This window comes from Clostridium ljungdahlii DSM 13528 (assembly GCF_000143685.1).
Lineage (GTDB): Bacteria > Bacillota > Clostridia > Clostridiales > Clostridiaceae > Clostridium_B > Clostridium_B ljungdahlii.
This window is the reverse complement of the sequence record NC_014328.1, coordinates 1,555,738-1,572,375: the sequence shown is the minus strand read 5'-3', so window position 1 is coordinate 1,572,375 and position 16,638 is coordinate 1,555,738. Positions and strand designations below refer to the sequence as shown.

The following is a 16,638-nucleotide window of genomic DNA, read 5'->3' as shown; positions in this document are numbered from 1 at the left end:
TAATAATTTCTTTACTTTTTACTACGCACGTAATATAATAAAAATAGTCATATATACGTACGTAGGAGGAATATTATGAACAACAATTTCTATTATACATTCCCAGCAATTAAAGGAAAACAAGCAACTAGAGACTTTTTTATTATAATGTGTCCTCTAAAAATATTATCAAAACTTTTTACATTTAATGATGATGATTTACCACCAGAACATAGAGCTCAAAGAATTTTAAACAAAGCTCGTATACCAGAAATGGCAGCATATATTGTTAATAATCCAAAAGACTATGTATTTTCATCATTAACCGCCTCAATCGATGGTGATTTCGAATTTTCACCAATTGATAAAAATTTTGATGAGAAAATAGGTAATCTTAAAGTAGCTATGGATAGTCGTTTACTCATAAATGATGGACAGCACAGACGTGCTGCTATTGAAGAAGCATTAAAAGTTGATCCAATAATTGGTGATGAAACTATATCAGTTGTTTTATTTATAGATGAAGGTTTGAAACGTAGTCAACAGATATTTGCAGACTTAAATAAGCATGCTGTTAATGTATCTAAATCCATAGGAATTTTATATGATTCTAGAGATCCCATTGCAATGATTACAAAATCTTTATTAGAAAAAAATCAATATTTAAAACATTTTACTGATAAAGAAAATCCTTCTTTATCAAAATTCTCACCAAAATTATTTACTTTAAGCAGTATAAACGAGACTAATAAAAAACTATTAAACAAATTAAATGTTAAAGATGTTAAAGCCTCTGCTTTTGTAAATGAATTTTGGGATGTGTTATGCCAAAACATGAAAGAATGGAAATTCGTATTTAACAAAGATACTAATCCTCATCTTTTCAGAAGTGATTATATTAGTTCTAATGGTGTTGTTCTTGAAGCCTTAGGCTTGGTAGGAAATTACTTATATAAAAGTAATCCTAATGACTGGGAACAAGTTCTTTCTAATATAAAAAACATAGATTGGCACAGAACTAACCTTGAAGATTGGCAGTATAGAGTAATTGGTCCTAATGGCAGAATTGTTAAAAGTGCTACTTATGTTAGACTTACAAATAATTTAATAAAAATGAAACTCGGTCTTTCTTTAAGTAGTGAGGAACTTAAGCTAGAAAAAGACTGTAAAAAGGAAGGCTGATTATGAACAAAGAATTACAGAATAAAGTAAATGATATTCTCGAAGAAATGAAAATGGTATATAAAAATGATAAAAGACCTTGGATTATAGGATATAGTGGTGGTAAAGACAGTACTACTGTTGTCCAATTAGTCTTTACAATGCTTATGCAATTATCTCCAGAAGAAAGGTTTAAAAATGTTTATGTTGTTTCTTCTGATACACTGATAGAAAACCCAATTGTTTTAGGATATCTAAAACAAAACTCTATTTTAATAAATGAAGGTGCAAGAAAAGAAAATATTCCTTTATATACTCATATGGTTCATCCTGATTATAATAATACATACTGGATTAATATAATTGGAAAGGGACTTCCTACACCAACCTCAATTAGATTTAGATGGTGTACTGAAAAGCTTAAAATAAAACCTTCCAACAATTTTATTCAAGAAAAAGTAAAGGAAAATGGAGAAGTTGTTGTTCTTTTAGGTGTTAGAAAATCTGAAAGTATAGCAAGAGGTATACGAATTAGAAACAGAGAAATTGAAGGTTACATTTTAACTCCTCATGCTACACTTACTAATACTTATGTATACAATCCAATAGTTGAATTAACTACAGATGATGTGTGGGGTATTCTTCTTTCTAATAATGGTGCTACACCCTGGGGTACTAGTAATAATGACTTATTCTCACTATATTCAGGAGCAGATGGTGGCGAATGTCCTTTCACTACCACAAATGACAAAGAAACTCCATCTTGTGGAAATTCTAGATTTGGCTGCTGGATTTGCACAGTTGTAAGTAAAGATAAGTCCTTAACTGGATTTATTGAAAACGGTGAGACTTGGCTTCAACCTCTACTTGATTTTAGAGAATGGATCATAAGTATTCGTAACAGGCATGAATATAGAATGCACTATAGAAGAGATGGAAACCACTATTATAAAAAATTGTACTTAGACAAATTACCTTTGTTAAATAATAATGTTATTAATCCAGATTGTATTTTTGCTAACGCCAATGGTGAAGCTTATATAGATCTAAAGAACTGTCAATCTGAAATAGACAAAGGAAATAAATATGTTTCTGAAGACAAAGATAAAATTTATTTAGAATTACTTCCAATTTTAAGCATTAATGATTCTAATGACGTTACTTTAGATAAATCCAAAATTCAACATGATGATAAGGGTAACTTTATAAATATACTTGGATATGGACCTTTTAATTTTATAGCTAGACAAGAAATATTAAAGAAACTTTTAAAATTGCAAAAACTAATTAACGAAGAATATGAAATTGATCTTATTACTAAAGAAGAATTAGAAGCCATTGATAAAATTTGGGATGATGAAGAGGATTTAACTCATAGGACATTAGTTGATCTATATAATGAAATCATGGGAAAAAAACTTCCATGGGATGATTATAAAAAACCTATGTTTGATAAAAAAACTATTGATGAAATATCAAATTTATCTACTAAGTACAATATTGATCAAGATTTAATTAATAAGCTGCTAATTGAAACAGATAAATATAAACACTTTATTAATAAATCTATTTTAGATAAATCAATTAATAAAATTCTTAATCAAAGGCACTTGCATAAAGCAATTTTTGAGGAGATAGAAAATGATAATTAACAGCATAACATTAAAAAACTTTAGATCTTACGAAGATGAAACTACTTTCACTTTTACTCCTAAAGATAATAAAAATATTGTTTTAATTGGTGGAGAAAATGGAGCTGGTAAATCAACATTATTTGAAGCAATTAAATTGTGTATTTATGGTCCTATTACTTATGGATATCTTGGTCAAAATCATAATTATCAAACCAAAATTAAAAATAATATAAATGATAATGCATTTAAAAATGAAAACATAGAATGTTTTTTAGGACTGAGCCTTTCCTTTAAAGATGGTACTGAAATAAAAGAATACTATTTAAAACGTTCATGGAAATATGTAAATCAAAAAATACATGAAGAATTTAATGTTTATCTAAATAATTCTGAATTAAATGATGAAGATAAATTATATTTTGATAAATATTTAAAATCTGTACTTCCACCATCTCTATTTGACTTTTTCTTTTTTGATGGCGAAGAATTAAGCGATTTCTTCACTGGGAAAAATGCAAATTCTAATTTAAAAGAATCGGTACTTGAATTATTTAATTACGATACCTTTGAAGTGCTAAAAAAACATTTATTAACTCACCAAAGAGCTAAATCAAAATCTAATGCAAAGCTTGAAGAAGTTCAAAGTAATTTTGATTTGCTCTCTTCTACTGTAAAAGGACTAAAAAATGAAATTGATGATTTAAAAAAGTCATTAATTTTAGATGAAGAGCATTTAGATAATCTACTAATTAAAAGAAATCAAGTAGAGGATAATTTTAAAAATAGTGGAGGACTTTTAGAAGGAGAAAAAGCTGTTATAAATTCAGAAATAGCTAAACTAGAAACTGAAAGAACTAATTTGAATCAAAATATAAAAGACTTTTGTAATGATACTCTCCCCTTCTTATTAGTTGCAGATCTTTTAGAAGAAACAAAAATTCAAATTGAAAGAGAAGATTCGTTAAACTCTTACAATTCTGTAAAGGGGAAATTATCTGCAGATATTGTAAAAAACGTTCTTAGCAATCATCTACATAACAAAATAAATGAAGATACATATACTGAGATTGCAGTTGATTTACTAAATAATATGTTCAATACATCTGAGTTAAAAAATGTAGCTACCATATTGGAATTGTCATATGAACAAAAAAATACTATAAACCATACTATTGATAATATTCTAACCTCAAAAAATGATTTAGCTAAAAGGGTATTTGAAAAATTTACCAGAGTATCTAAAATAGGAACTAATTTAAAAAATTTGAAGGATAAATTAGCCTCTTCGGTTTCTGATGATACACTAAATAACTATTTAGAAAAAATACATTTAATTAATGAAGATATAAGTAATGTACAAAGTAATATTGCTGTTAAAAAATCCTCTATAGATTCAAAACAAGGTGAATTGCAAAATAAAGAATATCACCTTACTAGAGCAAGAAATGAATACACTACTTTACTTCAAAATATACATGTTTTAGATATGTCATCACAGCTTATTCAATATTTAAACGAACTCCTTACTAACTTAACTAAAGATAAAATTAAATTAATTCAAGATGAGTTCTTAAAAATATTTACCACCATAATTAGGAAAGAAAATTATGTAAATAGCATTGTAATTGACGATAACTTTAATACTACTTTATATATAAATAAATACTATACTAGTAGTGAAATTTTGAATGTAATTAAAAATCTTGGATTTGATGCCTTAGGGAAAAAATATGGTCACAAATTCTTAGAAGACTTATTAAAATATTATAATGTTAAAACAAACAAAGAACTTGAATTAAAAGTAATTAACGATATTTCATTTAATTACATTAGTCTAAGTACTAAAATTAATTTAAATGATTTTTCTAATGGCGAAAAGCAAATTTATATACTTTGCTTGATATGGGCAATAATTAAAAGTTCAGGAGTTGAAATACCATTTATAATAGATACTCCTTATGCTCGTATTGATGAAACACATAGAAATTCATTAGCCACTACTTATTTTCCAAATATAAGTAAGCAAGTAATTATACTTTCAACTAATAAAGAAATTGATGGTGAGTTGTATAAGCTTGTAAAACCTTACGTTTGTGATGAATACTTACTGCTATATAATTCAGGACTACGTAAAACTGAAGTTAAAAATGGATATTTTGAGGTGTAATTATGGGATTTAGATTAAAAACATCAAAAAAAACAAAAGAAATTTTTGAAGAAATAGGTAAAAGCTCAAACCTTAAACCATTTGCTCTTAGTAAAATAGCAGTTTCTTTATCATTAAAAGATAAAACTTCAATTGACGATTATGAAAATAATGATATAGATGGTCTTGAACTTCAAAGATCAACAGTTACAGGCGAATTTGATGCAATATTTAAAGCTCTTATTGAAGTCAACCTTAATCGTAATATTGATGATGATGAATACTATCCACATTATATGAAACTTCACATGGATAGAGGTGCTGAACTTTTATTAAACCGATACAAATATTCAGGTGGTAATTTAGAAAAGTTCTTAAGAAATGCCTTAAATAAAGGAGATGCTAACTTATGATATATTTAGATAACAGCGCAACTACCCCTGTTGATCCTGAAGTATTAGATGCAATGCTGCCATATTTAAAAGAGGAATATGGTAATCCTTCTAGCAGATACTATACTCTAGCTGTAAATGCTCATAATGCTGTAGAAAAAGCTAGAGAACAAGTTGCAGCTTTGATAAACGCTAAACCTAAAGAAATAATTTTTACTGGCGGTGCATCAGAAAGTAATAACTTTATAATAAAAGGTGTAGCTGATTATAAAAAGCATTACGAAGAAAGCGGAAATCACATAATTACATCAACAGTTGAACATAAATCAGTGCTTCAAACATGTAAATTTTTAAATGGTGATGTATTCTGGAACAAATCAGAAAAATCAGTTGCAAATCAATTTTTAAAGAAAAAATCTACTACAAAAAAAATTGACAGAGGCTATGAGGTTACTTTTCTTCCAGTAAATAAGTATGCACAAGTTGAAAAAGATAGCTTCAAAAATGCAATTAAAGATAATACTATCCTCGCCTCCTTTATGTGGGGTAATAATGAAATTGGTTCATTAAATGATATTGAAGGTTTATGTTCTATCGCTAAAGAAAAAGGAATATTATTTCATTCAGATGCTACACAAGTTTTAGGCAAAATTGATATTGATGTAAAGAAACTTCCGGTAGATTTTCTTTCCATGTCAGCTCATAAAATTTATGGACCTAAAGGTGTTGGATCTGCCTTTGTAAGACAAAATGGTTTATCAGATTTTAAAATGACTTCATTGATACATGGTGGCCTTCAGGAAAATGGTTATAGAGCTGGAACTTCTGCTGTACATAACATTGTAGGCTTTGGTAAAGCTTGTGAAATTGCAAAGAAAGATATGAATAAATATATTAAGAAAATCTCTAAATTGGAAATTGAAACTAAAAAAATGCTTACTGAAAAATATCCCGGAATTGAATTTTTAGGTGATCCAGAGCATCATATTCCTGGAGTTATTGGAATGCTTATTCCTGAGATTACTAACGATATATTTATTAAAAATATAGCAGATAAAGTTGCTATTTCTTCAGGATCAGCTTGTGGGATTGGAGAACCTTCCTATGTTATTAAAGAAATTGGAATTCAAAATAAGAGTTCCAGTTTTACAAGGCTTACATTATCCAAGTTATCAACTATTCAAGATATTAAGGCAGGGTCATTTTGACCTTGCCTTGAAAATTAATTGTTCCACTTGTATTCAATTTGTGTCATAATTTGATCTATTTGATTTTCTAAATAATGTCTATTATTTTGTCCTTCAGTTATTAATATATTTTTAAATATTTCTTGTATTCCATTAATAAAATTTTCTTTTGTATATGGATCAACCACATCTTTGTTTCCAATAACATCGTTTAATACTTCATTATTAAAAAAGATTATATTCTTGTTCAAATTTAATCTAAAAACAGTATCTATGTAAATTATTAACGCTTTATACTGTGAATCTTCACTCATACAATTCACATCCTCATACTCTATCTCAGTTTTTCCATCATTATTATTTTTCCAATTAATTTTTAATTTTTGCTTATTTATATCAATATTGATAGCTAATCCATAAAATTGATTTAGTAATCCTATGAAAGAACTTATTATAGCTTTATTCACATTAATCATTGTGCTACTTATGTTTTTATATTCACAATTAAATATAATATTATTATGAGCAACAATATTTCTAAACGTTTCAATTGTTTCCCATTCATTATTTATTATTTGCAAATTTGTATCCCATTCCATTACAGTAAAAAGTTTTTCCTTTAATGCAATTCCATTTCCATTAGAAATATATTTATCAATTAGTCCTTTAATAGTGGTATTTGTATTATTATTTCTATCTAATGAATTTGTTAAATAAGTTCTTAGCTTCCCAGTATCTTCCTCAAAAAATTCGTTGTTAATCAAATTTGAAGCTTTTAAACTACTTTCTTTTAAAAATAACCTTTCCTTATCTTTTTTTAATATTTTTTTTCTTTGATTTTCATTTGCTGATACACCTTCACCTTCAACAAAAGATTTATCTTTATTAATATCTAAAACCGACAAATACGCCCTAAGACCATTTTCAAAAAAATTAAACTCTTTATATAAGCATTTATTATAGGAATTTGATGAGAAATCAAATATATAATATATATCTAAAGAGTCCTTTGATATGTATTTAATCAGCTTCTCCATGTCTATATTACTATTATGTGAAGGCATTAACTTTTCAATGTATAACACATATAAATTGCTACACATTTCTAGTTTATAAAATCTAAATTTATACTCGTTATTCTCACCAACTAGCATTTCATTTTCAATATTTATATCAGATATTATATTTAATTCTAATAAAATTTTCATGAAGTATATTTTTTGTTCATATATTCCACATAATTCTTTTTCAATTAGTAACAATGTTCCATTAATTATAGAATTTTCATTAAAATTCAATTTGTTAAACACACTATTACTCATATAAGTATTTATTATTTCTTGATTTATTTTATCAATAACACCTACACAATTCTTTTCAAATAAATCATCTTCTATCACTTTATTGTGTGCAATAAAGTTTCTAAAATGTAATATTGTTTCTTTAACATGATTAAATGCACAATTACCTCCAATAACATTCTTTATATTGTTAAAAATATCTTTATCTCTTAGTTCTTTCAATTTTTCTTTATCTTCAATAACTTCTTTATATCTATTGCTCTCATTTCCACCCAAATTATTACTTTCTATATATTTTAAAAAGCTATTAAAATCTGTTCTTTGTAATATATTATTTAATTTGTTCGGCAAGTATTTTCTTTTTTCTTCATAGTGTTCTATATATCTAATGTAATTTTTAAAATTATCTTTGTACTCATTAATTAACTCATTTACTATAGCTAATCTCAATAAATTTTCTAGAATATATAGTTTTTGATAACTGCTAACAAGTATCGTATTAGAAAAGTTATCCACTATAATTTTAATATTATCTATTTCTTTAATACTTTTTAAACTAGTAAGTAAACTATATTTATCAATATTCAACTCAGATATATAATTAATTAATGCACCGTTATCTTTGAAAGCTAATTCAATATAATATACTATTTCAGGCTTTATATGATCCTTTACTATTATATACTTATCAGAACAAGTATCCATATATAATTCATTTCCTTGAAAAGCTACAAAAGAATTTTTTACTATTTTATTTATTAATTTATTATTATCCATAACACTTACACTAATTATTAAATTGTTAATTTCTCTATTCATTTTATTGTTGCTCCTTAGTGTGTTCTTCAATTATTTTCTTAATACACTCTACTTTTCTACTTCCAAATAGTTTATCAATTTCTTTCTTAAGTTCAACAGGATCTATATCAAAAAACGGTTTTAGCTTATTGAACTCAGCTTTAATATTTTCATCAGTTATATCTTCATATAAGGCTTTGCATTTTTTATAAATTTCATCAAAAATAGTAGTATAATAAATTTCTAATGAATATACTGTGTCCTTAATTGTATCAGATTTAGACATATAACTTGTCACCCTTGTTAAGATAAATTTCCAAATTTCTTCAATACTCTGATAGTATTTATTTAAGTCATCTTCTGGTATAAGATTTTTTTCATAATTGTTCTCAAAATCTTTTAATAATTGTGCATTAGATTTTAAAATAAACTTATATGGTAGTCTCTTTTCGTTCTTTTTTAATACTTGATCTTCATCAAAATTAATATTACACAGATACTCACTATTTTCATTTAAAAATCTTAATCCATAATAATTATATGTACTGATATCTAGTCTAAGCTGAGTTCCTTTTTTAACTTTATTTGGTGTTCCATTTATCTCCAAAAATAAATCTCTTTGCTGTTGATTAGTAAGCTTGTCAATTAAAAAAACTGCTTGCTCCTTTTCTTTTAATCTATCTTTTTTATCATCCTCTATTTCTTGGCTTTTTAACATTAACTCTATTGATTTATATCTATGTTGGCCATCTACAACTCCTAGTAGTTTATCTTCGTTACTTTTCAATAATAGAGTTGAAGTTGTATTATCATATTCTAAGTCACATTTATCTGACACAACCATTATTATAGTTGGATAAAATTTATTATTTTGTTTTATGAAAGAAATCATCTTGCTAGCTTTCGTTTCATCTACAATTCTATTTACGCTTAATTTGTTAATCTCTGTTATTTCTACTAAATCTTTATACTTTATTTTGAGTAAATATTTATTATTTAAAAAATCATTAATTCTAATGCAATTAAATTTTTTAACCCCCATTTTTGCTATCCTCTCAATATTTTCTAATTTTTTATATACATATTCTGCTAATTTCCAGGTATAAATTATATAAATACTTTTATATTAATCGTTTTATATTTTAAAAATATCTAATAAATGACTATCATTATTATGATAAATGTTTATGCTTATAAATAATATTTCAACATTTCTTCAAGTTCAGCTCTATTACACCAATAAAATATTTCTTCAAGTTTTCCTAATACTAATCATTTTATTATAATTTTCTATTTTTATTATATCTGTAAGCATAACTAACTCCACAAATATATACTACTACATTCTTGTTTTCTATTTGTAACCATATTTCACATTAATTCTCTTTCACTATCTCCCAAAAAGCCCTATCCCTCATAAATACAGCTCTATCACTATCACCCATCTTAACTAAGCTATAATGTTTATTAAGGCTCTTTATCTTACTATAAATACTTTCTTCTTCAGACTTACTTTGAGTATTAAATATATATTTAACATCCTTATTACTTAAATCAGCCACATTATGAACCACCCAAGTTAGGATATAATTAGCATACTCATTTTCGCTCGTAGAAAAATGGCTTAATAACTGTGTTGAAAGGATAGTTCCAACCCCAAATTCTCTTCCTTCTTTGAGTATCTTCTTCAACGACGAGAAGTTTTTACTTAAAAAGTTGTCTGCTTCATCTACTAATACAATCTTATTTAATTGTCTTAAGTTACGATCAATTTTGCTATGTCCATAAGCCTGCATTTGTGAATAGAATAAATCTAAAGTTATGGCCACAACAAGGTTTTGTATGCTCGGATCATATCCTGATAAATCTATAACTGTAACTCCATCAATTAAATCAAATAAACTCTTGGTTTCATTTGGATCTGGTTCAAAAATTTCAAAATCTATTAGGCTGCTAAATGCTGCATATAAGCTGTCATCCTTCTTTATATCCTCTCTACCCATATAAACATCATATACATCTCTTAATGTAGGTGCTGGTTTATCCCATGTATCTGATAAATTTTTAATGATACCTCTTTTTTCGTAAGCTTCCATTATAAGTTCCCTTAATAAGGTTTCCTGCTTAGGACCTAATCCAAAAGCTTTTGCTAAGGTTTCTTTTAATCCACTTGCAGTATGAAGAGGCAACATAGGTTTTGTATTTGCCGATTTAACTAATGACAATGGATTAAAAGGCAAATGATAAAGTTCAAATACTTTTGCATCTGTAGCATCTAAGAAATCCTGCTTTGACTTATTGTAATCACCTTTATAATCGAAGATTAATATTCCAACTTTTTTTCCGTCCACATTATATTTAGATTCTCTATAAATTTGCGTAACCATTGATTTAGTAAATTGAGTTTTACCAGTTCCCATTGTCCCAATGATTCCTGTATTTGTATGCATTAACTTATTTGTATCATTTGGACACCAGTAAATTTCTCTATTACTCTTTTGATTTACTCCAAATAAAATTTGCATATTTCTAGCACTATTATTTTCACAATGGGATGATGAATCAGCATCAACCCCTAAACTTGCTGTTTCTCTTCCAATATTATCATCAGTACTACTTGGCGGTGTTGATAAATTATTATCTGGTTCAACTTCATCAGAAATTTTAGGTTTTATTACCTCCGCTATAGGTATATCATTTATCTTAGTTTTTGGTACTTTTATATCCTCTACAGGTTTAGTCGAGGCAATTTCTGCATCTGCTGTTACCCCTTCATTTCCACCTTGAACAATAGTATAATCATCTTGTTGACTTGGAATATTTGAATGTACTTGTGTATTAATCTCTATTGAACCTACTTTTTCTCTTATTTCACCAACAGTTTTTGTTATGAAATTAAATGCATCATCTTCCGACATTTCAATAATCATAACATTATCCTCTTTTCGAATATCTACTAATTCAAAGCTATTTTCCTTCTTAAAAGATATAACTGCTGCAATTCCAAGTGATTCTTCTATAGAATTACTAATAACATATTCTTCATTAAGTAGTTTTCTTCTTAAATCAGAATCAATAACTCTATTCCAATTTTCTTCATTACACACTTCATATAAATTAAGTTTTTCTGCACTTGTTACTGCTAATTGCATTAAAAAATTTCTATATACCTTCTGTGTGTTTGTAATTTCATTACCTTCTTTAGGTAATAATAATTTACTAAATATATTCTTAGTATGTTTGGCTTGTTCTACACCTTTTTCTATTACTGAATTATTGTTTTCTCCTATTTTAACTTCTATCGGATAATAATAAACATACACTTCTTCATTTATTGCTTCTATTCCAATTAAAAGAATATCATCACTTGTAGACCCACTACCTTCAAAGCCTAGTTTTTTAGCAGATAAGAAACCTTCCCTTTGCTTAAGTCCAGCACCGCCTGATACTCTTAAAACCTCTTCTAAAGATATAGGAACCCATATTATATTATCATTTTTAAACTTGGCCAATGCTAATTTAATTGCTGCTAATATGCTTATTTTTTCTTTTGGACGATGTGACTTACTTGATAGCAAACTTAAAAGCCAATCTCCATTTACAGCATTAAACATATTTATTATACTTGAGGAATGCTCTTTTGCATTTTCAATTCCTTTTTTAGTCAAATATTCTTCTATGACTTTTTGGTATGGCCTTGATTTTCTTGTTACTGTAATTGCATCATATCCACCTGCCGTTGTGTATTGATCACTATAATGAATTATAAGTAAATCTTTTGCATCTGGATCATTTTTAAAGAAATTCAAATCAACTTTTGGATCTATAAATGTAACCCAATGACTTGCATTATAAATATCTTCTAAAATTGTTTTGCTATTATTAGGTATTGAAATCGCTTGACATTGATTTACATGAAATGGTGCCCCACCAATTGCTGTATTTAATGCATTAAGCCTACTTGCTATTACCATTAAATCTGTTTTATCATTAGAATATTTTATGCCAAATCCTGTTCTATAAGAATCTCCCTGAAATACTGATGGTACTCCAGAAATTAATCCATTCAATACTATACCTGAAGGTATCTCATCCATATTGGACACTATTGTTTTTGCGTTATCACTCATTTCTACAAAAGTAATATGTGCATATTCTATTCCCCTCTCTGTTTTTTTCGAATAGAAATGGACTTTTTCTCTATATAAATCCAAGACATCTTGTTCTGACATATTTTCAACATTTAAATCTAAACTATAAGTTTCTTTTAAATCATCTATATTATCATTAAATGCAACCTCTTCAAATGCATTTGTTATATTTTTATTTGAATATATAAATAAATCAATCGGTAAAACATCTTTATTTTTAGCCCTAAGCTGCTTTACATAATATTTAAATATTCCCTGCAATATTTCTTTACTATCACCAGTATTAATTAAATTAATTCTTATAGGTGCATTACTTGACATGTTAAATAAATACCTAAAATGGCCTACAAATTCCTCAATTTTTTCGTTTACTAATTTAGATACAAAGTCTCGCGAACTTTTATATCTTGGAAGTGCTTCATCAACATAGTATTTCCATTCCAATGAATTAAATTGTTCTATCGGTATGTACAGTTTTCTTTCGTCTACAGTAATATATGGTAAAAGATATGTTGAAGAAAGTTTTTTCACAATATCATCATTCATTTCATCCTCAGATAACTCATCACTTAAATGTAATTGATATACAATATTTATAGGATGAAGTGGTGTTAACATTAGCTCTCTATCTTCTATTTCTCTTTTAATTGTACCAATTTTAAATAAATTCTTTTGTTCTTTAGTAAGAATTGTCCCTTCCTTAATATTATTCAACTCATTTACATAACATTTAATAAAATTTCTATACAATTGTTTCAAATCTTCATTTAAATACGTTAAACTTGGCAATTTATTAGATGTCTTAAAATATCTTAGTATATCATAATAGGCTTGTTTTACTTTATCATCCAATTCTAAATCAATAGTTTCTAACCCCTCAGCTGTTTCTATAAAGCACAAGCCGCCCATCTCAATAATCTGATTTTCTAACTGAAGATTTTTTCTAAATTCATCTCTTGTAAAAAATTCTTTTGTTCCATGCTGAAGCTTATTATCTCCTATTAACCTGAAATCACTTTTATTTTCTCTTTTTAACTTCCAAACTCGCAGGCCATCAACTGGTGCAACCTTTTCACTAGTTCCTACAATTCCAAATGGAACAACACAATCTGAAATTTTTATTTTAAACCTAACTAAATCACTGTCATTTTCATATTCAAATGAGTCACTTATGTTTAAAGTTAATTTTTCATCTTCATTTATGTCAACTGTATCATAATTATCACTAAGCTCATGAATTTTAGAATTTGCAGCAAATTCATTAAATACAATTGATGAATCATTTGTATTTACAGAAATATAGCCATTTTTCCCTTTGTTAAATATAACAGAATATCTTGTTTTTATACTTTCAAAATATCTTTCGTTAAATCTTACTATTACTATTCTAAATTCAAATTTAACATCTTTTTTGTAAGTTATTTTATAAAAACTAGCATTTTCATTACAATTATGTATAGATGCTTTTACTTTTTTACCTGAAGTTAAAGCATCTATATCCCCGTCAGTTTTTAAAAATTCTTTATATAAAGTATCATCAAAAGAAAATTCTAATTCTATATCATCTCTTTCATCTTCATTAAAAACTATAATATTTCTTATTCTAGCTTTAGCTTTTGAGTTTCCTTCTTCTTTATCCCATAATTCAGAACCAGAAACATTATTATATTCTAACGTATTCTTTTTCTTGTCTTGTATAGACTTCTCTATGTCAGTAAAATCAACATTTGTCCAATCTTCTTTTGTAAGCTTTCCTACTCCTTTTTCATCATAATATTTTTCCAATTGAGCTTCTGGATTTCCATAGTTGTAAATATCATCAACTCTATTAAAATTTACCGCATTCTCTCTTAATCTATTTGTCAGCTTTTTTCCTGTATAGCCTTTTAATTTTCTATCATAAAATAATCCAAATTTCTTATATTGATCTTTTTCTATACATGTACCATTAACTGTAGCTAATAAGTCTTTATATTCAAATATAGAAATACTGTCACTAAAAAAATCTTTCTTTTTTCTTTCTAAATCTAGTTCAATAATTTCTTTGTCCACTTCAGAAAATTCTGCATCGTCTAACTTTCTTCTTATATCTTTCTGAATAGAGTTGATATTAAATGGCATTCCTTCCTTTGCAAAGGATTCTGTACCTCCCATGATACTATCTAATGTTGTATTATGAATAAAAAGTATAGCTTTATCTTTATATCCTTCTTCAACCCCAACTATATTCCTAAGTCTAGTTAAAAAATCTGGTTGTATATCACTAATTGTTGCGGCAACAATCAATTTTACATTAGGATAATTAAGAAGATATGATGTATATTTAACTTTTCCTTTATCCTTATATTCAAATTCTTTATAAAGTGAATTATCTTTTAATTCTTCATATAAAGCTTCTACTTGCTCCTTTTTTTCAAATTGTATATTATATTTAGCTCCTGAACTTAATGGATTAGCCTTAAAAAATTCTATTATTTTATCTGATAAATAACTATAAAATTGATCTGACATATTGCGCATCCCCACTATCTGATTTCTTTTCTAATAAGTTTAGTTTTTCATATAATTGTATTATCTTAATTTGAGAATCTCTATCAAAGGAAATGCCTCTTTTCTCAAATTCATCAAACAATACACTTAACTTCAATTTTTTATTATCATTAATACATATTTTTGTTAATAAAATTATATCTTCCTCATTTAAGTTTAAGCTGTATCCAAGAGAGCCTCTTCTCTTTCCAAAATTTTCTTGCGTAAATTTTATAAACCAATTATTATATGCAGCATTAGCTCTACTTCTAGTTGATGTCTTTCCTTGAAATTGATATTCTACAACTTCAAATAATTTATACACTTTATCAAATGCTTTATTTCCACTATTACATATTTTAATTTTAAATTCATTCCACGCTATTCCATCTTGTCTTCTTTCTATATATTGATTGCACAATTCCTCTATCTGTTTTTCAATTTCTTCTTCTCCAGATTTATTAAATATATCAAATAATTCTTTATATCCTAACTGCTCATCTAAATTATTATGATTTAAAAATTCTAGCGTTATAGCATGAGAAAATAAAGAACCAGCATAAATTTTAAGTTTTTCTAATCCATAAATATAGGCTGTCCTATTTTTAGATATACTTTCCCATCCAAGTGAAAAATATAATTTATCAGGCTTTCCTAAGTCTGCTTTTTCAAATTCCCCCAATTTCATAGATAATTGAGATACATAAAATATATAATAATATTCTAAAAACCTCTTGATAGAATTTTTATATAACTCCTCATCTTTTAAAAGAAACTTAAAGTCTTTTATAAATAATTCCTTTACAAATGGTAAATAACATTTATATTCATCTACCAAAATATTTTTTTTCTTCAATTCTGGAAGTGCTTTTAAAACTAATTTATATAAAATATTATCAACATCTCTATCATAATGTTCTTTAACTTTCTCTTTTAGATCTTCACTAAAAAATACTGAATACAAAAATTTTGCTACTTTCTCATCTGCGTTTGTTGACGATATATAATTGATTGTTTCTATATTGAAATTAACTAACTTATTATCTTTATCAATAAACATGGTCCTAACAATATCTTTAAAAGATTCCTTGCTTGCAGTTCCTTCAAATTCTCCAACAAATTCAGCAACGTTTTCAATAAACTCTGCAGCATTAAATTCACCTTTTAATTCCTTACTACAAATAATTCTTGAAAATGCCCCTATAACACCATTAAAATTTGAAACCAACGTTTTTTCATTTGCTGCATATGGCAGTAACTTAAATTCATTACATTGACTATGTATCAAGCTGTTATCCTTAAATTTAAAATCATTTGCTATTTTTTCCAAATCTAATTTATAAACTATATTTTCATCCAT

9 protein-coding genes are annotated in these 16,638 nt (G+C 26.6%); 5 read left to right on the top strand and 4 right to left on the bottom strand.

Features of this window, described 5'->3' with window-relative positions:
- Positions 1-75: 75 nt before the first annotated feature.
- Genes dndB through CLJU_RS07135 form a run of 5 tightly spaced genes read left to right on the top strand, consistent with a single transcriptional unit; the run spans position 76 to position 6,520 of the window.
- Positions 76-1,161 carry a DNA sulfur modification protein DndB gene (gene dndB, locus CLJU_RS07155; protein WP_013238123.1) on the top strand — a complete coding sequence of 362 codons (1,086 nt, stop codon included), beginning with the start codon at positions 76-78 and terminating at the stop codon, positions 1,159-1,161.
- A 2-nt stretch (positions 1,162-1,163) separates the two neighbouring features.
- Positions 1,164-2,792, top strand: a complete 1,629-nt coding sequence (dndC, locus tag CLJU_RS07150) for a DNA phosphorothioation system sulfurtransferase DndC (RefSeq protein WP_013238122.1) — start codon at positions 1,164-1,166, stop codon at positions 2,790-2,792.
- Positions 2,782-4,941 (top strand): DNA sulfur modification protein DndD, encoded by a 2,160-nt coding sequence (dndD, locus tag CLJU_RS07145; protein WP_013238121.1) that lies wholly within the window; start codon positions 2,782-2,784, stop codon positions 4,939-4,941. Before dndC ends, dndD begins: the two co-directional genes overlap by 11 nt.
- A 2-nt stretch (positions 4,942-4,943) precedes the next feature.
- Complete coding sequence (locus CLJU_RS07140) at positions 4,944-5,333, top strand: DndE family protein (RefSeq protein ID WP_013238120.1); 390 nt, start codon at positions 4,944-4,946, stop codon at positions 5,331-5,333.
- The gene (locus tag CLJU_RS07135) at positions 5,330-6,520 is read left to right on the top strand and encodes a cysteine desulfurase family protein (RefSeq protein WP_013238119.1); all 1,191 of its coding nucleotides are present in this window, start codon (positions 5,330-5,332) and stop codon (positions 6,518-6,520) included. Before CLJU_RS07140 ends, CLJU_RS07135 begins: the two co-directional genes overlap by 4 nt.
- Positions 6,521-6,534: 14 nt before the next feature.
- Here the strand turns inward: CLJU_RS07135 and CLJU_RS07130 are convergent, their stop codons facing one another.
- From CLJU_RS07130 to dptG, 4 genes are all read right to left on the bottom strand, one after another.
- Positions 6,535-8,619, bottom strand: a complete 2,085-nt coding sequence (locus CLJU_RS07130) for a hypothetical protein (protein WP_013238118.1) — start codon at positions 8,617-8,619, stop codon at positions 6,535-6,537.
- Between the two features lies 1 nt (position 8,620).
- A complete protein-coding gene (locus CLJU_RS07125) occupies positions 8,621-9,640 on the bottom strand; it encodes a DNA sulfur modification protein DndB (protein WP_013238117.1) in 1,020 nt (339 codons plus the stop codon).
- A gap of 334 nt (positions 9,641-9,974) precedes the next feature.
- The gene (gene dptH / locus CLJU_RS07120) at positions 9,975-15,260 is read right to left on the bottom strand and encodes a DNA phosphorothioation-dependent restriction protein DptH (protein ID WP_013238116.1); all 5,286 of its coding nucleotides are present in this window, start codon (positions 15,258-15,260) and stop codon (positions 9,975-9,977) included.
- Positions 15,241-16,638, bottom strand: coding sequence for a DNA phosphorothioation-dependent restriction protein DptG (gene dptG / locus CLJU_RS07115; protein WP_013238115.1), 1,398 nt, complete (start codon positions 16,636-16,638; stop codon positions 15,241-15,243). Before dptG ends, dptH begins: the two co-directional genes overlap by 20 nt.

Excerpts from the sequence above, each read along its gene's own strand:
- dndD (WP_013238121.1), top strand. The coding sequence starts at position 2,782 with ATGATAATTAACAGCATAACATTAAAAAACTTTAGATCTTACGAAGAT.
- dndB (WP_013238123.1), top strand. The coding sequence starts at position 76 with ATGAACAACAATTTCTATTATACATTCCCAGCAATTAAAGGAAAACAA.
- dptH (WP_013238116.1), bottom strand. The coding sequence starts at position 15,260 with ATGTCAGATCAATTTTATAGTTATTTATCAGATAAAATAATAGAATTT.
- dptG (WP_013238115.1), bottom strand. The coding sequence starts at position 16,638 with ATGGATGAAAATATAGTTTATAAATTAGATTTGGAAAAAATAGCAAAT.
- CLJU_RS07125 (WP_013238117.1), bottom strand. The coding sequence starts at position 9,640 with ATGGGGGTTAAAAAATTTAATTGCATTAGAATTAATGATTTTTTAAAT.
- dndC (WP_013238122.1), top strand. The coding sequence starts at position 1,164 with ATGAACAAAGAATTACAGAATAAAGTAAATGATATTCTCGAAGAAATG.
- CLJU_RS07140 (WP_013238120.1), top strand. The coding sequence starts at position 4,944 with ATGGGATTTAGATTAAAAACATCAAAAAAAACAAAAGAAATTTTTGAA.
- CLJU_RS07130 (WP_013238118.1), bottom strand. The coding sequence starts at position 8,619 with ATGAATAGAGAAATTAACAATTTAATAATTAGTGTAAGTGTTATGGAT.
- CLJU_RS07135 (WP_013238119.1), top strand. The coding sequence starts at position 5,330 with ATGATATATTTAGATAACAGCGCAACTACCCCTGTTGATCCTGAAGTA.